General features: G+C 42.1%; 17 protein-coding genes and 1 rRNA gene. 3 read left to right on the top strand and 15 right to left on the bottom strand.

Annotated elements, in window-relative coordinates:
- Positions 1–136 precede the first annotated feature (136 nt).
- Positions 137–2,515 carry a helicase C-terminal domain-containing protein gene (locus EKM82_RS04605; RefSeq protein WP_125767143.1) on the top strand — a complete coding sequence of 793 codons (2,379 nt, stop codon included), beginning with the start codon at positions 137–139 and terminating at the stop codon, positions 2,513–2,515.
- Between the two features lie 60 nt (positions 2,516–2,575).
- Here the strand turns inward: EKM82_RS04605 and EKM82_RS04600 are convergent, their stop codons facing one another.
- The 4 genes from EKM82_RS04600 to EKM82_RS04585 form a co-directional block, all read right to left on the bottom strand.
- Positions 2,576–3,175, bottom strand: coding sequence for a WxL domain-containing protein (locus EKM82_RS04600; protein ID WP_125767142.1), 600 nt, complete (start codon positions 3,173–3,175; stop codon positions 2,576–2,578).
- A 1,044-nt stretch (positions 3,176–4,219) separates the two neighbouring features.
- The gene (locus EKM82_RS04595) at positions 4,220–5,824 is read right to left on the bottom strand and encodes an ABC transporter permease (protein WP_125767141.1); all 1,605 of its coding nucleotides are present in this window, start codon (positions 5,822–5,824) and stop codon (positions 4,220–4,222) included.
- Complete coding sequence (locus tag EKM82_RS04590; protein ID WP_125767140.1) at positions 5,817–6,581, bottom strand: ABC transporter ATP-binding protein; 765 nt, start codon at positions 6,579–6,581, stop codon at positions 5,817–5,819. The genes EKM82_RS04595 and EKM82_RS04590 overlap by 8 nt, the downstream gene beginning before the upstream one ends.
- A gap of 537 nt (positions 6,582–7,118) precedes the next feature.
- Positions 7,119–9,569 (bottom strand): hypothetical protein, encoded by a 2,451-nt coding sequence (locus EKM82_RS04585; protein WP_125767139.1) that lies wholly within the window; start codon positions 9,567–9,569, stop codon positions 7,119–7,121.
- Positions 9,570–10,297: 728 nt separating this feature from the next.
- On the opposite strand from EKM82_RS04585, the gene EKM82_RS11945 reads away from it, so the two are divergent.
- On the top strand, positions 10,298–10,402 hold the full coding sequence (locus EKM82_RS11945; protein WP_125767138.1) for a putative holin-like toxin: 105 nt from the start codon (positions 10,298–10,300) through the stop codon (positions 10,400–10,402).
- Positions 10,403–10,561: 159 nt separating this feature from the next.
- Here EKM82_RS11945 and EKM82_RS04575 read toward each other — a convergent pair whose 3' ends face one another.
- Entirely contained in the window at positions 10,562–10,855 is a 294-nt protein-coding gene (locus tag EKM82_RS04575) for a hypothetical protein (protein ID WP_125767137.1), read from the bottom strand.
- Positions 10,856–10,899: 44 nt separating this feature from the next.
- Between EKM82_RS04575 and EKM82_RS04570 the strand changes: the two genes are divergently transcribed.
- Positions 10,900–11,166 carry an ATP-binding cassette domain-containing protein gene (locus EKM82_RS04570; RefSeq protein ID WP_125767264.1) on the top strand — a complete coding sequence of 89 codons (267 nt, stop codon included), beginning with the start codon at positions 10,900–10,902 and terminating at the stop codon, positions 11,164–11,166.
- A gap of 87 nt (positions 11,167–11,253) precedes the next feature.
- Here the strand turns inward: EKM82_RS04570 and EKM82_RS04565 are convergent, their stop codons facing one another.
- The 10 genes from EKM82_RS04565 to rrf all read right to left on the bottom strand — a co-directional run.
- Entirely contained in the window at positions 11,254–12,063 is an 810-nt protein-coding gene (locus tag EKM82_RS04565; protein ID WP_125767136.1) for an aldo/keto reductase, read from the bottom strand.
- Positions 12,064–12,805: 742 nt separating this feature from the next.
- Positions 12,806–13,501: a purine-nucleoside phosphorylase gene (gene deoD / locus EKM82_RS04560; protein ID WP_125767135.1), complete on the bottom strand. Its 696-nt coding sequence runs from the start codon at positions 13,499–13,501 to the stop codon at positions 12,806–12,808.
- Positions 13,502–13,513: 12 nt separating this feature from the next.
- Positions 13,514–14,716 carry a phosphopentomutase gene (locus tag EKM82_RS04555; protein WP_125767134.1) on the bottom strand — a complete coding sequence of 401 codons (1,203 nt, stop codon included), beginning with the start codon at positions 14,714–14,716 and terminating at the stop codon, positions 13,514–13,516.
- Positions 14,703–15,374 carry a deoxyribose-phosphate aldolase gene (gene deoC, locus EKM82_RS04550; RefSeq protein WP_125767133.1) on the bottom strand — a complete coding sequence of 224 codons (672 nt, stop codon included), beginning with the start codon at positions 15,372–15,374 and terminating at the stop codon, positions 14,703–14,705. The genes EKM82_RS04555 and deoC overlap by 14 nt, the downstream gene beginning before the upstream one ends.
- Positions 15,375–16,602: 1,228 nt before the next feature.
- Positions 16,603–17,751: a bacterial Ig-like domain-containing protein gene (locus tag EKM82_RS04545; RefSeq protein WP_164508107.1), complete on the bottom strand. Its 1,149-nt coding sequence runs from the start codon at positions 17,749–17,751 to the stop codon at positions 16,603–16,605.
- Positions 17,752–18,262: 511 nt separating this feature from the next.
- Positions 18,263–19,696, bottom strand: coding sequence for a 6-phospho-beta-glucosidase (locus EKM82_RS04540; protein ID WP_125767131.1), 1,434 nt, complete (start codon positions 19,694–19,696; stop codon positions 18,263–18,265).
- Positions 19,697–19,944: 248 nt separating this feature from the next.
- Positions 19,945–20,688 (bottom strand): MurR/RpiR family transcriptional regulator, encoded by a 744-nt coding sequence (locus EKM82_RS04535; protein ID WP_125767130.1) that lies wholly within the window; start codon positions 20,686–20,688, stop codon positions 19,945–19,947.
- A 331-nt stretch (positions 20,689–21,019) separates the two neighbouring features.
- The gene (locus tag EKM82_RS04530; RefSeq protein WP_125767129.1) at positions 21,020–21,493 is read right to left on the bottom strand and encodes a threonine/serine exporter family protein; all 474 of its coding nucleotides are present in this window, start codon (positions 21,491–21,493) and stop codon (positions 21,020–21,022) included.
- Positions 21,494–21,505: 12 nt separating this feature from the next.
- The gene (locus tag EKM82_RS04525) at positions 21,506–22,285 is read right to left on the bottom strand and encodes a threonine/serine exporter family protein (RefSeq protein WP_125767128.1); all 780 of its coding nucleotides are present in this window, start codon (positions 22,283–22,285) and stop codon (positions 21,506–21,508) included.
- Between the two features lie 300 nt (positions 22,286–22,585).
- Positions 22,586–22,671: ribosomal RNA gene (gene rrf / locus EKM82_RS12000) — 5S ribosomal RNA — on the bottom strand; the annotation flags it as partial.

Here is a 22,671-nt window from a genome sequence, read left to right as displayed (position 1 = left end):
GCTGCTCAATGATTTGTTTCCAACTTCGACCTGCATCAAATAGTTGCACCGTCTCGCAACTATTCCAACTTCAAACAATCCCGGTTACTCGACATCACCAGCCGCCGCCTCGTTCACATTGATTAAGGAATTTGTTATGGTTAAAAAAATTGGTATTCGTGAATTAATTGAATTCACATTAAAATCTGGCGACTTAACGCCAACGACCACCAGCACCAACACGGCCTTGCTGGGGGCGCGGATTCATCGCAAGTTGCAGAAACAAGCTGGCCCTGATTATCAAAAGGAAATCAACTTAAAATATCAGACTAAACTTGATGGTGAAGACTATCAAATCGAAGGTCGCGCTGATGGCGTGGTGATCAATCCTGATACCCACGCCGTCATGGTCGACGAAATCAAAACCTCTGATCCAGCCTTTGCCGAGCTGACCCAGGATGCTTTAACCCGCTATTGGGGCCAGGCCAAGTTTTACGCTTGGTTATTGGCCGAGCAGCAGGATGTTAATGAAGTGACGGTTCAACTAACTTATTTCCAAACCACGACGGAAATCATTACGCGCAAGCAAGAAGTTTGGCAGCGGGCCGCTTTAAAAACTTTCGTCGACCAAGTCTTACAAGAATTAGAATTCTGGCTTCATTTGCGTTCTAGTTGGTGTGCCGAGCGTAATCAAGCCGCCGCCGATCTGACTTTTCCCTATCCAAACTTCCGTGATAACCAGCATCAATTCGCCGGCGTGGTTTACAAAACGATTGCAGCTCAGAAAATTCTGTTAGCCGAGGCACCCACTGGCACTGGCAAAACCATTGCCACCTTATTTCCCGCGGTCAAAGCGCTGGCCAATGGTTTAGGCCAGCGGATTTTTTACTTAACGGCGAAGAATAGCACCCGCCAAGTCGCTGAAAAAACGATTGCCGCCTTGAACGCACATGGCGCCAAGCTCAAGGCCGTGACGATCACCGCCAAAGATAAAATTTGCTTTCAAACTGCCGCCAATTGCCCACCAGGAAACTGTCCCTATACTGACGGCTATTACGACCGCAATAAAGATGCGCTAAAAGATTTATTTGCCCACGAGGATATTTGGGACCGGGCAACGATTGAACGCTACGCCAAGAAACACACCATTTGTCCTTTCGAATTCAGCTTAGATGCTAGTCTGCTGGCTGATGTGGTGATCGGTGATTATAATTATTTGTTCGATCCGCAAGTTTATCTGCAACGTTTCTTTGCTGACCCGCAACCAGGGAATATTTTCCTGATTGATGAGGCTCATAACTTAGTCAGCCGCGGCCGCGATATGTATAGTAGCCAGCTGAATGAGGCCATTTTGAAACCAATTCTCAAGGATATTCGTGGTCATCGCAGCACCGCCGTTCAAAAACTACGTCACGCCCTGAAGCCATTGCAGCAGGCCTTTAAATCATTAGATGAATTATTCGACGCCGATTCAGCCCCCGTGGTTTTGGCAGAACCGGACGAAGATTTCCTTGAAGCCCTTTATCAGTCCTTAGATTTGCTGACTAAATGGCTGCAAGATTTCCAGCAGTCAGAATTTCTGGAAACAGTGCTGGATGTCTTCTTCGCCCTGAACACTTTCTTGAAAATTTATGATTTCTACGGCACCAATTACCAAACCATTGTGGTCCAGCAACCAACCCGGCAATTGACCTTGCAGTGCCTGGACCCGAGCGAATATTTGCAGGATTCTTTGCACAAAGGCGATGCCAGTATTCTTTTCTCGGCGACCTTAACGCCATTGAGCTACTATCAGGAAACGCTGACGGCTGAGGATCCTGATAGCCTCGTCTACCGAATTCAATCGCCGTTTCCGCTGACCCATCAACTGCTGATCGGCACGAATTATATCCAGACCACTTATCATCAACGCGCCGAGAATTTGCCGAAAATTGTCGCCGCATTAGGCAGCTTAACCCAAGGTAAAAAAGGCAATTACTTGGTGTTCCTACCTTCATATGGTTTTCTCGACCAAGTCGCCACCGCCTTCCAAACAACGTTCCCTAAAATCAAAACCACCACCCAGATCAGTGGTGCCACTGAAGCCGAGCGCCGAGAATTTCTGGCCCAGTTTGAAACTGATCCAGATGAAACTCTAGTTGGTTTTGCCGTATTAGGTGGCGCTTATTCAGAAGGCATCGACCTCCAAGGCACGCGCTTAATTGGCGTGGCCATTGTCAGCGTCGGCTTGCCCGGCCTAAGTCTAGAGAACAACTTATTGAAAGACTATTACCAAGCCAAAAATCACCAAGGTTACGCCTATGCCTACCAACTCCCCGGCTTTAATAACGTCCTTCAAGCCAGCGGCCGCGTGATTCGCGGCGAACAGGACCGCGGCGTGATTCTACTGATCGACCAACGCTTCGCCAGTTCCCGCTACCGCCAACTCTTCCCACCCCACTGGCAAAACTTCCGCCAAGCCGACAGCAACACCAGCCTCGACCGCATGATTGATAGCTTTTGGGAAGAGCAGGACGAAGACCAAATTAAGACATAAAAAAAGTTAGTTCGCGCAGTCTTAAGAAACTGTGCAATCTAACTTATTATTTATAGTTTATTACCTTACTGGTGCATCCGTTAAAGTCCAAGTCAGGTTGGAAACATAAGTACCTGCAACATTACCAGCGGGGATTTTCAAGACCGCACGTTGATGGTCATAATCCGTATCAAAATTATTTAACCATCCGCCAATCCCATTATTTGCAGTAGCCGTGAAAATGTTCTGAGCCTGATCATTAACTATGATAGGCTTCGTTGTGGGTGCAACACTTTGATTTTCAGAATCTTCTGCAGCAACCTCACCGTTGAGAACTAATTTCGCGCCATTTAGTTTCGTAGATCCATTTAAAAAATCTGAGCCCGTAACAGTCACATTCCAACCAGTACCTAGACCGGGATTTTCAACAGTTATCGGATCAGTAACAGTCTCCGCTTGCAATGTAAGCGGTTGACTGCCAATCTGTTGTGACCCAAAATCAAAAACTGGCGCCTTCGTTAATGAAATCTTATCATCATCTGAATCTGATGTAAGCCCCACAGTCGCCGTTGTATCACCAGTATTATTAGTAATATCAGCCGCCTGCGCATTCACACCGCTAACAGCAAAAAAACCTAGCAAAGCGGTTGCTGCCGCCAGCACTAATTTTGTACTTTTCATTTGTAAATCCCCCTTGGAATTCTGTCCAATAATTTTGTCGGTTGCTTGTTACTCCCCAGCAGCAAGGTAACCGCTTTATTAACTTGAAGTAATCATACAATAATCGTTCATTGTTTTCAACTATAATATCTTAATTTCTGATAAGTTTTTAAATTTTATATTTAGTTATTATTAATCGTTGCAATATATATTTATTAATATGTAAATTGTATTTTTTTGCAGTATTAGTATCAACACTGGAGTCTATGAAATTGGATTTCAAAACAGAATGGCGGCTGACTCTGTTCTGGGCTGCTTGTCGTGGAACGCGGCCGACATTGATCTGAACTCAGTAAGGACCAAAGTTCAAAATCGTCAAATCACTGTGCAGATGAATAAACAAAATTGCGGCTGACTCTGTTCCGGGCTGCTTGTCGTGGAACGCTGCCGACATTGATTTGAGCCTTTGCTACACAAAGTCTCAAATACAAGTCTTATTGTAAGTGCTAAAGCACCAACAATAATTTGGCGGCTGACGACAAGATCCCTCCACGCCGTCTGGAGTTGATTTGGTTCACACTATTTTTTGTTAGTGCTTAAGGCAATTGCAGTGGGATTAATCAACTTAATTTAGACTGTTATCACAACTGAACAGTAGTGCAAAAGGCCTGTCTGACAGTTTCTGGTTTTATCCAGAAAATTTGTCAAACAGGCCTATTAGTTTACATTAATCTGTTTTGCTAAATAGTGGTGCTCAATTCTGTTAGTTTTATCAAGGTGGTTGCTGGTCGATTAGCAGCCAACTTCACTAGTATTGCCTTGATATCAATCAAGGCAAAAATGGACCAGCCTAGCTCAAAACGCAGTGGAGGCCGCCGGGTTGTCAGTCGCCAAATTCTTCTTGCCGCTTTAGCGGTTAGAAGAAGGCTTGTATTTGAGATTGTTGCGCAGCAATAAGCTCAAATCAACGCCGGCAACGTTCCACAACCCGCCGGCCGCAACGGAGTTGTCCGGACTTCTGCCGAAACTAACTATGAATTCAAATCAAACGCCCCAGCGTTGTGGCTAATCAAATAACCGCCAGAACTTCTTTTGAGAACGAAGCCAGAACCAAATGGAAACGATTAGGACGACACTCAAAGCAATAACATTGGCCAGCAGTGCCAACTTGGTGGTACCCACCACGACGGCATAGGCCGCAACAATGACCCCGCCAATGATAATGCTGCCAAACATCGTTGCAACTAAGGCTAAATTACCACCGCCTCGATTGAATAGCTGGGTAATATTCGTCCAATTCGTGATTCGCAGACGATAATCGCGGCGAAAATAGTGGAGACACATCAGATAAGTGCCCCAGATAACCCCGACAATCAAGGATGCCAATAACACTAATGGCATCTTAAACGTAATCGCCGCAATCAACAACATCAAAATATTAATCATCACTTGGAAGAAGAAACCAAGCTGGAACTTGCGGTGCAAATATTGTTTCATCGAAATCGGCAACGATCTGACAAATTCAAAGTTTTCCCGATCTAGAGAAATTAGATTGGCAATCAAAGCTGTTTGGTTAACCGTCATTGCCGCAAAAACCAACCCACCCACGAAGAAAACGCCGAACCATTTAACTGGCAATTGGCCGAAATTAAAGGCGGAACCATTCATCGCAAAAGTCAGAATGAAAATCAATGGCATCATGATCGAACTTGATAAGACTTGCAACAACAAGTTCGGCTCTTTCAATAATTGCCGATTGTAAGCGTCGAGAATTGGCACCAATTTTGTCTGGCGGCGCCGAGCTTTTTTATGGGGATTGGCGTTGTTGACTTCAGTTGTATTGACTTGGGTCAACTGCTCGCTTAAATTAGGCAAGACTTGATACTTCAGTAAAGCGGCAAACAATGACAGCAAGGCAATTAAGCCCAGCCAACCTTCACCACTTGCCAACGAAATTGGCGCCTTGAAAATCTGATAAATTGGTAACAACAACGTAATTGGCGCTCGATCAAAACTAGCACCGGCGCCAGCATAGTTGTTGGAACCGTTCATCAATAAAATCCCGGCCACAGCAATAATCATGGTAATCGCCATTAAACCGCTCATAACGGCGTTTTTATGATGTTGGAATAATTTAGTCTTTGTTAATCCGAACACGATCAGGGCGCAAATCAAGAAAACCAGCGCCATGATCAATAAGAACACCACGATTGCTAAAATAATCGCCAGCGGAATGAAAATGCCAAAGCGCCAACCGGTGTAGAAGAATAGTAACAGCAATGGCAGCGTAAACGGCACTACATTGAGAAAGACGATTAAAGTTTTACTGAAGAAAATCTCTTTTTCCCGGAAAGGTAATGGCAAGTAAGATGCTAAATCTTTGCCGGCAAAAAAGACGTTATAAATGCTGGAAATGCTTTGCGAGATGCCCAATAGCACAAACAGGCCGACATAAAAGGTGAACATCCCCGGCATTTTGCTAAAGTCTAGCATGAACATTGTGAAGCCATAAATCAGAATGAAAATAATCGTGTTGTAAACAAATTGATTGGTCAATTTCTTAGTTAAGGCGGCGCCAGTCTTGCCCTTTTTCCGGTAACGATCGGTGACTTGAGGATTGGCTAGGCGCAGGTCAACTGACATCAATGCGCGCAATTGTTGCTTATTCATGCTCGTCACCTTCAATGTTATCAACTAAATGACCATCATCTTGGCGACCAGCCATGCCCAAATAGATGTCCTCCAATGATTGGTTGTCATGTTGCGCCCGCAAATCAGCCACGGAGCCGTTATAAATCAACTGGCCTTTTTTCAGAATGGCTAATTCGTCACATAATTGTTGGGCCGTATCCAGAACATGAGTTGAGAAAATGACAGTCTTGCCTTTAGCAGCATGGGCCTTCATCAGTTCCTTCAAATCATGAGCTGCCTGGGGATCCAAGCCCTGGAGTGGCTCATCCAGAATCCACACGTCAGGATCAGACAACAAGGCCCCAATCAAAATCGACTTTTGCCGCATCCCGTGGGAAAAACTAGCCATCGTTTCATCAACATGAGCGCCCATATCAAACAACTCAATCAAATCATGCCGGCGTTTAGCCACATCGTCCTCAGACAATTGATAAGCTGCGGCCAATAAATCCCAGTACTCGCCAGCAGTTAATTGCAGGAAAATATCCGGCGTGTCAGGTACATAAGCAATTTTTTCTTTGATTTTTTGGCGATTGGCCTTTAAATCCAACCCATCGACGGTAATTGTGCCGCTAGTCGGTTCAATAATGCTGACCAAGCTTTTCAGGGTCGTAGATTTGCCCGCACCATTATGCCCTAAAAAGCCAAAAATCTCACCCGACTTAATCGTCAGCGTTAAATTCTGTAGTGCCTTTTTGTCACCATAGTTCTTACAAAGGTCCTTAATTTCGATCATAATACATAGCCTCCCGCTAAGATAATGACATGATATCCCCAGTATACCAGAGTCATTCTCCAAAAAAACGGTGCCAAGGTTGTATTTACTGCCAGAATTTGACGAAATAAGTTATTGTGCCATTTAAACAGGTCCGGTAAATAAAGTACGTTTTCCGCTAAGTGGCTATTTAAAGACACGACAAATATTTAAATAGGCGCCATTCTTTGTGAAAATGACTGGCCGTTCGTGAATCGGCGCCTATTTTTAAATTTGTCGTGTCCCTATTTTGCTGAATTGTCATTTGATGACTTTTTAAAACGGTTAATAAGTTTGCTGCTCCTCGCACTCTGATAACATTGGTTATAATTTTGCTCGAATTTAGGTCAAAAAAATAACCGCCTAAAAGCTTCGACCAGCTCGCGGTTATTTTTGCATTAAAATATACCAAAGGCAGTCACCGTGAAATACGGTTCTGTGGGAGAAGCAGTCCTGACTGACTGCTGCTTTTTGTATCTTCAGTATAACATATGTTCACTAAGTTCAATTTTTTAGCGATTAATTGGCGCGACGTTTACGATTAACGATCTCAATCCCTAAAAGTGACATTAAACTAAGTCCTAGCGCAACTAACCAGTTACTATTCTGCGACTCACTGGCTTGAGGTAATTTTTTGCCATCCAAGGTAGCTGCTTGAACAACGCCATTACCATTATTTCTTGCTTTATCAGCTGCCAGCTTCTTGGCCGCAGCATCCGCAGCTTCCTTAATTGCATTTTCTTGGTCTAATTTAGTTTGGACTTGAGTCAGCGCCTGTTTAGCAGCTGTTAATTTAGTTTGAGCGCCTTGTAAAACTGTTTTTGCAGTAGCGACGGCCAATTGTTTAGCTTTTAATTCAGCCTGATCACTCTTAAGCTGTTGTTGTGCCATAACTAGGGCAGCCTCTGCGTCATCTAAAATCTCATCAGCGTGAAGCAAATTATATAAATAATCCTCAGCAGCATTAACAGCTTCTTGATCAGCTGTCACAACTGCTTGTGCTTCCTTAGCAGCTGCAGTCACTTGATTCAACTCTGTTTGAGCCGCAGCTAAATCAACTTCAGCCAACTTCACGGCGTCCTGAAGCGTTGCTTGCTTATCTTGGGCAGCAGTTAATGCCTCTTGGTAATCTGCTAAATTACTTTCAGCTTCTACCAAATCAGCTTGGTCTGAGGATAATTTGGCTTCTGCAATTACTTGATCATTCACAGCCTGTTGGGAAGTAGCGGTAGCATTATCCAAGTTGATTTGAGCCTGCTTCAGCATACCAGAAACTGTTAAGTTCGTTTTAGCCACATTTAAGACTGAATTTTGATTCGTCAACTCAGTTTGCAATTGTGATAAATTAGCATTATAACTTGTCACGTTTTGTAATGTACTTGAAACTTTATAGCTAGCATCGCGAATATTTGCATCCCTATACTGTAATACCGGAATATCTTCTATGCTAGACTTATCCTTATTCCACACTTCTTGTGTACCATAATTATAGCCGAAGCTATGTAACATACCGTATTTATCAACAGAATATGCCATTATTTGCTCTGATCCCTTATGATTATTCCAGATGAATCGTTCAGGAATGCCATCATTATGGATGTTCTCAAAAACAAAATTATAAATTTGTTCTTTAAGCTCGGCCATAGTATAGGATTGTTTTAAATTAAGTTTTAGGTCCCCGAGTGGGCCACTAGCATTAAAATCATTCAAATAATTGGAAAATATTTCTTCCGGCTCCCACCAAATTGCTTCTAACATCTCACGATTAGCACCGTACCTTAAATCAATATTATTTTCATTAATTGATTTATTAGTTTTTTTGATCACTGCCAATGTACCATCAGTAAATGATATTCGGCTCATTCCTAACTGTTCTGCTATATCACCATATATTCTATTTATAAAATAATTGATTTCCATTAATTGAGTGTCACTAAGACTCTCTAGATTAACATTTTGCTTTTTATCATCAGATGATGCTTGAAATTGTTGCTTAATTACAGAACCATCATTTATGTTCTTTTTATTAGTTAAGGTATCTTCTATCTTTTGTTGCTCTTGATATAATAAATCATAACTAGCTTCATCAAAATCTTCCCATGGGCCATCAATCATGCCATCCATAGTTTGCTGAATTTCTTTATATCTTTTAATCGCAGCAATTCTAGAATCACTTAACTTAATCTCAGCCTGTTCTTGACTATCCTGCAAATCCTGAATTTCTTTCTGAGTTTGATCAACTGCAGCTTGAGCGTCTTTAACAGCTTGTTCGGCAGCAGCAATATCTTCTTGGCTGGCACCATTTTCTTTAATCTCCGACAACTTAGCCTCGGCGTCAACTACTGCTTGTTTTGTTTCAGCTACTTGCTTAGCAGCTTCGTCCACAGCTGTCTGGTCCTGCTTAACTGTTGTCTGTAAGTCAGTTACTTGATCAACCTTGGCCTGAGCATCAGTCACAACTTGATCTTGAACAGCTAAGTCCTCGTCAGCTTTATTCTTCGCGACATCTTTTTCATCGACCACTGCTTGCTTTTCGTCGACATCTTGACCAGCTTTCTCAGCAGCTTTCTGATCAGTTTCTAATTGTTTTTGCGCGGCTTCAGCGTCAGTATTAGCTTGTTCAATTGCTTCTGGCGTTGCTGCTTCTTGGTTTTTAACTGCTGCGTCCAAATTATTGGTAGCATCAATTAGATTTTCTTCTGAATTGGTTACTTGGTCCTCGGCCTGATTCTGATCAGCTACAGCATCATCAATCTTGTTTTGAGAATCATTTACTTCTTCCGTTGCCTGATCAACTGATTTTTTTGCGGAGTTAACAGCCGTTTCAGTGGTGCTCTTTGCTGTTTTAGCCGTTGCTGAGTTGTCAGTGCTCGCCGCCTGAACGTGCACTTCTTGTTGTTTAACAGTTGCCCCCGTCATCCCTGCGATAATTGCTACTGTTGCTAATGACACAATTTTCTGATTTTTCATGCCCAATTCCTCCAATTAATAATAAAATCACATAATATAGATGCCTATATTATAGCATTCATGTTTTATTATTAATATTGGTTTATCAAAATAGTTCTCTTACACACAAAGTCGTTGAAATTTCGTTCCTAAATTAATTTTTATTGGTTAAAACTAATGATGACTGTTTAAAAATACTATTAGTGAATTCGTTTCTGGACTATGACTACTAGCTCTAATTGATTTCATCATCTTTTGTGATAAAGCGTTTTCTTACCGATACTTTTTAAATTAGGTTTATAACAATATATTATTTTTAAAATCATCTGCGTTTTTTCAGTACCTAACACACAAAAACACCACTTCTGGGCAGGAAGTGGTGTTCGTCTCATTTTATTTTGGGAGGAGTAAAATGAAGAAAATTAGCAATTTGGGTTTTTAGGGTTTTGGAGTAGAAAGTTTGTTGCAAGCAACTAAGTAACTTTCTATGTTGATAACTATAACCTCTGCCTATGAATTAATCGTGCTAGAAAAAAGTCCCTTTCCCGAAGTAATCATGACGAAAGTGTGAAGCCCTATTTTAAAGGTTAATGATTATTCGTGAGCAATATGTTAGAGTAGTATTTACACAGAGAAGTTAATTGTGTTGGCCAAAGTAATTGCCTGGCACAAAGCGGTGGCAGTCTTTGAGAAAGTGTGGTGATGCCAATGAGTTTTGATTTGGTGAGCAACACGGAAAGGACAATTTATTGTCTGTCAAAGACGCACTACAGCTAATGTTTATCGCTGGTGAATTTGTTATTCATCTGATAACTCTAGTTGTAATTTTGATCAAATTTAGGTCAAAAAAATAACCGCACTCTAGCTTCGACAAGCTCGCGGTTATTTTGATTAAAACAAACCAAAGGCAGTCACCGTTTAAAACGGTTCTGTGGGAGAAGCGGTCATGGCTGTGATCGCTTCTTTTTGTATCTTTAGTATAACATATGCGCAATAAAGTTCAATCTTTCAAATCAGCGTTGATAAAACTGCTGGTCAACTTCATTGAAATTGTCCTTAAACGCATGATAATAATCAGTCATTTCCAGTGACTTTAAAACTTCCAAAAGTTCATCAATTCGTTTCTTAGCAACAACTTTATTTCGATAACAATACTGGTAAAGCGCGTTGCTAAACTGTCGCATAAATTGGGCATCCATCCAACCGCTACCATAATCAAGTCGGTTCAAAGCCGTTATATAAAAGCGCGAATCTTCCTGACTAATCCCCAAATTGACTAATAAAACGTTGTAAAGTGCATTAACCAAAAAATCAAAATTCAGCTCCTGATATTGACTAGCCTGCTTAACTAATTCATGAGCCGGACTATTGGCAGTCGCCCGGCCAAAATCTCTCTGGCGGTCAGCGCCAACGAATTGCCTTAGCCCGCGCCCTAGTTCATCGCAAACCCATTATTTTTCTCGATGAAGTGACGGCTGGCCTTGACGAACAAAGCGCCCAGCAAATTGAAACCCGCCTCCTCCAAGATCCTGACCTAACCCTAATCATGATCACCCACCACCTCACCGAAGCAACACGACGCCAGTTGACGGGCGTGCTAGATTTGTCGGTGGCGTAAAAGAAAATTGGACTAAGCCAACAAAAAATAGTGTCCTGACCTAAAAAGGTCCGACACTATTTTACATATGACATTACTTTGGCGTAATTATTTATCGTAGTTAAGATGTTTATCCTGATCCAAGGCATTAATTGCTTTGATTTCAGCGTCCGTTAAATTGAAATCGAAAATATCGAAGTTTGCTTTTACGTGGGCGCTATTTGAAGACTTAGGGAAAATCACAAAGCCGGTATCCACTTGCCAGCGCAAAACTACTTGAGCTGGTGTTTTGCCATGAGCTTTCGCAATTTGATTGATTGTGGGATCTTCAAGAATTAAGTGGCCGTGACCAATTGGTGAATAACCTTCGTTAACAATCCCATTTTCCTTGTCAAAAGCAGCCAATTCTACTTGTGTCTTGTATGGATGGCGCTCGATTTGGTTGACCATTGGCTTAACTGTTGCCATGGCGAAAACTTCTTTTAACTGTGCTTCAGAAAAATTAGAAACGCCAATAGCTTTTGCTTTACCATCAGCATAAATTTTCTCAAGCGCCCGCCAAGTATCCAAAGTCAATTGGAAATTATCCTCATTAGGCCAATGAATCAAATAGAGGTCCAAATAATCTAACTGCAAGTCTTTCAAAGTCTGGTCAAAAGCCGCCAACGTGCTTTCATAACCCTGATCAGCATTCCAAACCTTCGAGGTCACGAATAAATCTTCGCGTTTAACAGCAGACTTCTTGAAAGCCTCGCCAACTTCAACCTCATTGCCATAAATATGAGCACAGTCAAAATGACGATAGCCAGCTGCTAAGGCTTCAGAAATTGCGTCAGCGACTTCTGCTGGCTTAATGCGATACGTGCCAAATCCCAACATTGGAATTGAAACGCCATTACTTAATTTTTCAAATTGCATGTGATATTACCTCCTACATCCATTAAACTACGATATCACGAACTTTTTCAACTATCCACCCTTCAGTTCACCATCATTTTCTAATTTAACGATTAATTTGAAAAGTTGGCGCTGACTATTTACAGCAAAGTTCAAAACCTTAGTGAAGGTGTTAGGACAAACTGGTGTCTGACTCCATTGCGGGCTTGCTGGTTGTGGAACGCGGCCGGCATTGATTTAAGCTTATTGCGTTGCAACAATCTCAAATACAAGCCTTGTTCTAAGTGGCCCAGCCACTAAGAACAATTTGGCAGCTGACAACCACGCCCTCCATTACGTCTGGAGTTGAGGTGGTGCACTTCATCTTGGTTAGTAGTTAAGGCAGCTATAGCGGGACTAATCAACTTGATTTGAATTACAATAATAACTAAATAGTCAATCAAAGAGCCCGTTTGACATTCCTCCGGTTTTATCCAGAAAGCTTGTCAAACAGGCTCATTAGTTTACATCAATCTGTTTTTCTAAAGAGTGGTGATCAATTCTGTTAGTTTAACTAGGTGGTTGCTGGGCGATTGGCGTCAGCTGTGAAATTTGTCTTGCTGCTTTAGCAGCTAGTCAAAGCCTCGTATTTGAGATTGTTGCGCTAGCAATAAGCTCAAATCGACGGCCACAGCGTTCCACGCCATTACAATCGCCCAGCAACCACCTTCCTCAATTGGGGAAGTCTTAGCACAATTTTTCGCAAGAATAATCAGCAGTGAAATTAAACCTGCAATGCCAAATTGATCATGTCGTTGAATGATGTTTGCCGCTCTTCAGCAGTGGTTTCTTCGCCAGTCACCAAATGATTGCTGATGGTCAGAATTGCCAATGCCCGACGTTTGTATTTAGCAGCTAACAAATACAGCGCTGGTGTTTCCATTTCAGTTGCCAGAACACCGTAATCAATTAACTTCTTCATATCGATTTCGTCGTTGTAGAAACGGTCTTCACCTAAGACGTTGCCGACATGATAACTGATTTTATCAGCTTCGGCTAATTGTGCTGCTCGTGATAACAAACCATAGTCAGCAACTGGGGCGAAGTTGATCCCGGGGCCAAAAGTATTGGTCACGATTGAAGAATCAGTTGAGGCTGCTTGACCTAAAACCACGTCACGGATTTTAACATCAGCGCCTAAACCGCCAGCAGTACCAACACGAATCAAGGTTTGGACATCGTAAGATTGAATCAATTCATTCACATAGATTGAAATTGAAGGAATCCCCATGCCGCTTGATTGAATCGATACTTTTTCACCTTTGTACAAGCCAGTATAACCAAAAGCATTACGAATTTCGTTATACAAATGAATATCAGTTAGGAAATTTTCAGCAATATACTTTGCGCGTAAGGGATCACCAGGAAGTAAAACTTTTTCAGCGATTTCGCCTTTTGCTGCACCAATATGTGTACTCATATTAACCTCCGCCTATTTCAAATCAGCTAAGAAACTCTTGCCAGCACCATTACCAGCAACCTTGAAGTTATCCAAAACAGTCGCACCTAAATCAGAAAAGGGACTGTGGATGCCTAAGCTGCCACCTTGAGCAAATGATGGTGAGTAGCAAATCAATGGTACATATTCACGGGTATGGTCAGTGCCCTTGAAGCAAGGATCGTTACCGTGGTCAGCAGTGATGAACAATAAATCATCATCATGCAACTTAGGTAATAATTCGCCCAGCCGCTTGTCAAAAGCCATCAAAGCATCGCCATCCCCTTGAGGATTACGACGATGACCATACATCGCATCAAAGTCAACTAAGTTCGTGAAGCAGAAGCCTGTGAAATCTTCGTCAGCAGCAGCGATGGTTTTGTCCATGCCGTCCATATTGCTAGTTGTATGCCAACCTTTAGAAATGCCACGGCCTGAGAAAATGTCGTTGATTTTACCAACAGCCAACACATCTAAGCCAGCTTTATTCAAGCGGTCTAAATCAGTGTCTTCAGTTGGTTCCAAAGTGTAGTCATGACGGTCACTTGAACGTACAAAATGATCCTTGTCAGGGCCACTATATGGCCGGGCGATAATCCGACCAACATGATATTCGTCAATCGTAATTGAACGAGCGTATTCGCAAATCTTGTAAAGTTCCTTTAAAGGAATAATGCCAGTATGAGCGGCAATTTGTAAAACTGAATCGCCTGAAGTATAGACGATCAAATCGCCAGTCTTCATTTGTTCTTCGCCGTAATCATGGATAATTTCCGTACCACTATATGGCTTGTTAACAATCACATGACGACCGCTGAAGTCTTCAATTTTTTTGATTAATTCTTCGGGGAAGCCATTGGGGAAGAAGCCTAATGGTTTAGTAACAGGCAAACCCATCATTTCCCAGTGACCATCCATACTGTCTTTACCAGCAGAGATTTCGAACATCTTGCCGTAATGACCTTCAGGATGGGCAATTGGTTCAGCACCGAGAATTGGCTTATCTTCACGAATGTTACCTAAACCGATTTTAACTAAGTTAGGCACTTGGAACTTACCTTGGAAGTATTCGCCAATGTGACCTAAAGTATCAGCGCCTTCATCATCAAACTTGTTGGCATCTGGTGCTTCGCCAATCCCAATTGAATCTAAAACAATGCCAAATACACGTTTAAATTGATAATCAGTCTTTGCCATTTGCTTCGGCCTCCTTAACGATTTCAACAGATGCACTAGCACCAATTCGGCTAGCACCAGCAGCAATCACTGCTTCAGCTTCAGCTAATGTGTGCACACCGCCAGAAGCCTTCACACCTAATTTGTCGCCTACAGTATCACGCATGATTTTAACATCATGAGGTGTGGCACCGCCTGTTGAGAAACCAGTAGAAGTTTTAACGAAATCAGCACCGGCAGCCATTGATAATTCGCAAGCACGAACTTTCTCAGCGTCAGTTAATAAGCAAGCTTCAATAATAACTTTCAAAAGTGCGCCACCACCATGAGCAGTGTGGGCAACATGTTCAATATCTTGTTGAACGGCTTCATCATGACCAGCTTTCAATTCGCCAATATTGATGACCATATCAACTTCACCAGCGCCGTCTTGGATGGCTTGAGCAGCTTCAGCAACTTTAGAAATCGTTGTTGTCGCACCCAGAGGGAAACCAATCACGGTACAAGTTGTGACATCAGTACCCTTTAATTCTTCTGCAGTTAATCGAACCCAGTATGGGTTAATACATACGGAAGCAAAATCATATTCCTTTGCTTCAGCAATCACCTGACGAACTTGATCCTCAGTTGCTTCAGGTTTCAATAAGGTATGATCAAAGTACTTTGCAAATTTTGTCATGTTTGCGCTCCTTTATATTGTCAAAAATAACTTCTACCTGAATCTTATCATGATTAGACTCTTTTTAGACACTTTTTACAGAAAAAAACTGAGAAGTTTCGGGATTTTAAAGTCATCATCAATGAAGTCCCGACTATTGACGAACATAAAATAAGCTACGTGTTAACATCCCGTGCCCAAATCATATTACGACCTCCAAAAAGTTATCGTTCAATTATTATTAAAGCGCTTTCTTAAGGAAAAAGCAATTAATTTATAGAGTGTGAGGGGCTGCGGGTAGCTGGCGTAGAGTAACTTCAATTATTTGGCTGAGCGGTGCCAACCGATCGGACAGATAATTAAGTTACTCATAGCCAGCTGCAGCCTCGAACACGTTTCAATCAAGTTGTGAGGGGCGACGGTCTTTTGGCGTAGCGTAATTTCGATAAATTGATTGGGCGGTGCCAACCGACCGAGCAAATTATCAAATTAGGCATAGCCATTTGTCGCCCCGAACACGTTTCAACCAGAGTGTGGCGGTCTTTTGGCGTAGTACAATTTCAAATATTTGCATGAGCGGTGCAACCGATCGTGTGAATATTTAAATTGTACCTAGCCATTTACCACCCCGAACACGTTTCAACAGAGTGTGAGGGGCTGCGGGTTTTGGCGTAGCATAACTTCAATTGCTCCACAATCCAGCCTAAGTTATAATCAAACTAAATCAATTCGTTAATAAATAGAGGAGTTTTAACCATGAAACCAACTTTAGTTTCCGTTTTAATCGTCTTATGCCTGATATTTTTGATTCTCGGCTTTCAAAAAAGATTTCGCCATCAGTGGCCGCAATGGCTCTTTTGGATTTTGAGTTTGGCTTGTGTCTTAACAGCGACGCTGATCAAATAGGCCAGCAATCATGAATAGCATATTTAAAGCGATTATGATTGCCTTGTTGTTGACCCTGACGTTGGTATTCCACTTACGCGGTGTTTTTCTGCTACTAATCTTACTTTTAACAGTCATCATTATTTGGCTGCCCACAACGCCACGCCGCAAGTAAACATCTGATCCACAACCTCACCCATTCTAAGTAAAATGAATACTAATGACAAAAGGACGAGCAATTCTTACGAATTGTTCGCCCTTTTTGTCGTCAGCAGAACCGACAATCCCCTATGAGAAAATTTAGACAATTAAAGATCATTTTATTTCACTGAGAGAACTTATGTCAGCACCACAAATTAAGGATTTAGTTGCGCCGATAATTAATAAAAATCAGGCCTAAACTGCCTAAAGCTAAAATACCCAATCCTAGCACTGCCACACCATAACCTTGCCGACCTTCGCCAGTTTTAGGCAATGTTTCCCGATTAGTTGCTTGCTTAGTGGCATCCTGAGTGACTGTCTGACGAATAACCTTTTTTGTAACTGTGGTTGATTCTGATTGATTGCTAGATTGACTGTCTGTAGCGGGCTGCTTTGGTGCAGTAGCTGTTGAATGATTCTGATTGGCATCAGTTGCTGACTGATTACCTGATTGTTGACCATTATTATCATTGGCATCGGCCGTTCCTTGATCACTCCCAGACTGACCATTAGTATCAGTTTGGTTGCCCGCATTATTTCCAGCGCTACTGTTGCCATTGGTGTCACCGGTCGAATTATCACCACCACCATTGGCTTCATTGGTATCCCCTGCACCAGTATCACCATCACTGCCAGGCTTGTCAGGATTCGTCGTATGACCACCTTCATCCCCACCAGTTGACTCCTTCGCTAAAACGGTTAGCGTCATTTTGGCGAAACGATAATCACTCTGGTATTCAACAATATACACACCGGGTGTATTCAAATCATACAGACTGACGACATAGATTTTATCATATGAAATACCAAATCCGCCTGGTTCAGTCACTTCAACAATCGCATCATAAGGATCCCACTTATCACCAACCATCACTGTCTGATCAGCAACGATGAAAGTGGAGGTATTCTCTGTGACTGTCACTGTGATTGTGACACTGAGCTTGCCATACTGGTAAGTAATTGGATAGACCCCGGGTTTATTAATATCAACCGTCCCAATCACCGTCACTTCTTCATTCTCCACATCATTTCCTTCAGCATCAGTAACTGTCACCAGGTTATCATATGGGTCCCAAAAATGCCGTTCAGCGATAAACTCAGAATTTTCTGCCGACAAGCTGGCCTCGCTATCTTCATCTTGATCCATCACATCTCCGGGCCACTTCTTCACGGCCGTCTTAATTGACTGATTGTTCCGCACCACTTGCTGGCTATTGGTTACCGCCTGGACTGACGCGGTGCTACTTGCTACTCCTAATAAAATGGCAGCCGCGCTAGTTATTACTACCGTTGCTAATTTCCTTGTTGTCATTTTGTTCCTCCCAGTTATCCTCTTCCGACTAGTGCAATTGATTATTTGCTGCATTAATATTCATCAGATTGCATATATTGCATAAAAAAGATTATAGCAAATATAATTTCACTTTTCATTACTTTTTATCAAAAAAACCGAATATTTTTTCAAGCTTTCAAGCTGATATTCAGTTAATATAATCTAATCATTCGCGTATTAATAGTTTTTTACAGTAACGATTGATAATAGAATTAGTAATGACTATTTATGGAAACGGTTATCATTTATATTCGATTTATTTTAAAATTATTGTTTTTTCGCGCCATCAATTGCATATTACTTGTATATCAAGCAATTATTTATACTGCAAGGTCAGTTGAGCAGACTGAATATTTACCCAAATTAACGACAAAAAAATATCACGTGAACCAAGTAAGAACTTGATCCCGTGATATGTCGGTTAATTCAATGTTATTTGTAGAGATTTAGCCTTTAGCCATTAGGCGTACTAATCAGTTCTGATTGACTATTAGCCTAAATCTTCGCCGTTAGTAGCGATAACTTGTTTGTACCAGTCGAATGAATCCTTACGTGAACGGGCCATGGTTCCTTCACCAGCATCGTTTTTATCAACGTAGATGAAACCGTAACGCTTGTCCATTTGACCTGTACCAGCGGAAACTAAGTCGATACAACCCCATGGTGTGTAACCCATTAAGTCGATCCCATCAATTTCAACGGCAAGCTTCATTTGTTCGATATGGCGGCGTAAGTAATCGATCCGGTAGCTGTCATGAACTTTGCCATCAGCAGCTACTTTATCAATCGCCCCAAAGCCATTTTCCACGATGAATTGTGGTAAATTGTAACGATCGTTAAACCAGTTCATCCCATAACGTAAACCTTCAGGATCAACGGCCCAGCCCCAGTCAGAGTGTTCCAAGTAAGGGTTCGTTGTTTGGCCATTTTGTTCGTCGTAGTGATATTCTGGCCCGTTGCCGTTGTCTTTGATACAAGCAGACATGTAATAACTGAAGCCGATATAATCAACGGTACCAGCCTTTAAAACGTCCAAATCTGCTTCAGTAATATCTAGATTGAAGTTTTCATGTTGGAAGTGAACTGGTAACCAGCTTGGGTAACGGCCGTTGCAATGAACATCCGCAAACCAATAACGCGCTTGCATAGCTTTTTCAGCGCTCATAATATCTTGAGGTTTAGCTGTTAATGGATAAATTGGCACCATGGCGATCATGCAACCAACTTGGTTGTTAGGATCGATTTCATGGGCTTTTTGAACGGCTAAGGCACTGGCAACCAATTCAAAATGGCTAGCTTGATACATCAAGCGTTCCATATTTTCGCCAGGTTCAACTGTCAAACCAGAGTTCGTCATTAAGGCAAACGGACTGTCGTAATTAGTTTGGTTATTAATTTCATTGAAAGTCATCCAGTATTTTACTTTACCAGAGAAACGTTCAAAGCAAGCAGTGGCAAACTTCATGAAGAAGTCGATCATCTTACGATTACGCCAACCACCATATTTTTTAACCAAATGGAACGGAATTTCAAAGTGAGATAAGGTAATAACCGGTTCGATCCCATATTTATGGCATTCGTCAAATAAGTCATCATAGAACTTCAAGCCAGCTTCATTAGGTTCAGCTTCGTCACCTTCTGGGAAAATCCGCGTCCAAGCAATCGAAGTTCGGAAACACTTAAAGCCCATTTCAGCAAATAATTTAATATCTTCAGGATAATGATGGTAGAAGTCAATCGCTTCGTGATTAGGATAATTCTTGCCGGGCAAAACGCCGTCAGTAATTTCCCGTGGCACGCCGTTCGCACCAGCAGTCATAACATCGGCAACACTAATGCCCTTGCCGCCTTCTTGCCAACCGCCTTCGAGTTGATGAGCAGCAACCGCGCCGCCCCAGAGAAAATCTTTACGTAAACCTGTCATTAACGAAACCTCTTTCTAAATTTTAGATTGATCAGATTAACTTAGCTAATCTGTTGTTAATCACTGTTTAAATTGTTAAATCATGGTCTTCGAATTCACAAATCGAAGCGATTACTTAACAACACATTTAGAATAACATACTTTAACAACGTTTTTATTAAGAAATGTCATAAAGCACCGTCAAAACTAAAAGCTAAAAGGGCGATTTTTGAAAGTGGCTGCTTGATGCGCACACGTGATTGAGAACACTATTGATCTTGGCTGGTCTCAGCAAAACGTTGGGCAATTGTTTCCAGCAAATAAACCACTGGGATTTGCGTGGTCATTTTACCAGCGGCCTGACCACTAGTTTCCGGCATGTAGTAAGAAATCGTTAGATCGGCAACTTTGCTAAGGGCCGATTGCTCGCGGTTAGTAATCGCAATAATTTTGGCATGATGCCGTTGATATTCGCCAGCGCGCATCAACATTCTTTCGGTCTCGCCAGAAACTGACAGGATCATCACCACGGTATCACTCAGATCATAATCGCGCAGAATCTGCGGCTGAAACGGATCTGTTTGGGCGAAGGCATAACCACCAGCATTATTCATAAAACGGGCGCCATATTCAGCCAAGTAACCCGAACTGCCCATACCAACATAAATCAAGGTTTTGGCCGCCGTAATCATTTGTAGCCAGCTAGCAATTTGTTGTTCGAATTCGTCACGGGATACTTTAGTGAAGAAGTCCGTTAAGGGCGTACTAATGTCGTATGTGGGAAAAGTTTGCTGCTCAGTATTGAGTTCGTCGCGAATCATAAATTTCAGTTCGGGGAACCCAGTTAAATTCAATTTTTGGCAAAAGCGATTAATTGTCGCCGTAGAAACATTGGTTGTCTTCGCCAGGTCCCGAATCGTTTGGTTCTGAACCGTTTTCGGATGGCTAATAATATAATTATAAACGGTCAGTTCTAATTCACTCAGCGTTTTTAAGTCGATGTTGTGAAACATGTCCTCACCTCTAGGCCCATTGTAACATGTTACAATAATAAATTGCTGATTATCTGATTAACAACAACATCGGCGCAAGCGGCTTGGCTAGATTTTTGACTGCACGCAAAAAGGCACATCTAATGATTACTCATTAAACATGCCTTTTCGCTGTGGTACGTCGTTAAACGCAATCATTAGTTGCTCCACAACACCTAATGAACGTGTCGCCTCACGATCCGGTGAGCTACCATGCAAGTAGAGGACACGCCACGACTCTTTTACCCATGTTTCGGGTTACTCGACTCATCGCATAACTTTATTTTAGCACAATTGTGTCGCGCTGTCAGGGTTATTTTTTATCCAAGAGGTTCTGCTGGTTATATTGATGGAAATGACGCCAGACTTCATCTAAGAGTGAAGTCAACATGAAACCGACTGCGATGGCCCCAGCCACCATTGCCACACGAAAGGTATAAATAATCGCCTGATCAGCGCTGCCAAACACCATTTCATGGACAGCTTGATAAGCAGTGGCTCCGGGCACTAATGGCACGATTCCCGGAATATTAAAGAGGATCGCCGGCATTTTCTTACGGCGCGCGAAGACAATCCCCATGACGCCTAACAGCAAGGAGCCGGCAACATTAGCCACCATCCGCCCCATACCTAAGTTGAACAATAGCCAGTATGCTAACCAGCCGGCTGCGCCACAAATGCCGCAACTATTTAGGGCCCGCCGCGGAATATTAATACAAATTGCAAAGGCGATCGTCGCCAAATAACTGAAACTTGTTTGAATCAGTAATTGTAACCAAATATTCATGACCACAACCTCCTAGAAAAAGAACCGAAAACACAGACCAATACCGGTACCTATTGCCGCAGCCGTTAAAATTGCCTCAACTGCTCGAATCGTTCCAGTCAGTAAATGCCCAGCAAATAGGTCTCGAATTGAATTTGTTAATGGCACGCCGGGAACTAGTGGCATCATGGCGCCAATCAGAATGTTATTATAATTGCTGCCCCAATTCAGATTGATTGCCATCACACCGAGAATACCAATCGTTAACGCCGCTAAAAACTCGCTTAAGAACTTAACTCGCGTCCAAATATTAATATAATAATTCGCTAGATAACCGCACCCACCAATTAAGCCCGTAATCACGAAATCGCGCCAATCATACTGTCCCGAGAAAAGAATCATCAACGTCGCACTAACAACTATGGCAGCTACCGTTTGTAACCACAACGGGAAGAACAGCGACTCTTGATCGATTTGTTCCAAGTCGTAGTGTAATTGCCACAGTCCAATTTCACCAGCCGCAAAGCGCCGCGATAACGTATTAACTTGTTGAACCTTCTCCAAATTAATGGTCCGTTGATTGATTTGCCGCAATTCAGAAACCGGTTGGCCTTTAATCCCAAAAAATAAACCAGTTGGAGTGGTGTAGATGACACTATTTTTCACACCAGCATTATTGGCAATTCGATTAATCGTATCTTCGACACGATACATTTCTGAGCCACTTTCGATCATAATTCGGCCTGTCAATAAGCAGGTATCAATTAGAAGGTCCATTTTATAAGTTGAAATTGCTACTGGTGGTTGGTTCATTGGGTTGTCCTCCAATTATTGAAATCCGTTAGTTAATCAATCAGTCTTAATCACGGATACTGCTACTGATCCTAAGCGACTACTCACATTTTAACGGCTCTAATCAACTAAAACAACCGTTCTGAGTGATTACTTTAGAAATAGTGGGTCTGGCATGTTTGGCAAGACGTGTTGAGAAAGGCTCTAAAAATTATCTTCACCAAGACGATTTGACAAAGGACCCAAAATTCAGAATATGTCATTCGTTTTGAAGACAACAAAAAAGGAACTGAGTTTTTAAACTCAATTCCTTACTTGTTAGCGTGGCAACGCCCTATCCTCGCAGGCAGTCTCCCACCAACTACTTTCAGCGCTAAGAAGCTTAACTTCTGTGTTCGGCATGGATA

This window comes from Lapidilactobacillus wuchangensis (assembly GCF_003946645.1).
GTDB lineage: Bacteria > Bacillota > Bacilli > Lactobacillales > Lactobacillaceae > Lapidilactobacillus > Lapidilactobacillus wuchangensis.
This window is presented reverse-complemented; position numbering and strand designations above follow the sequence as displayed.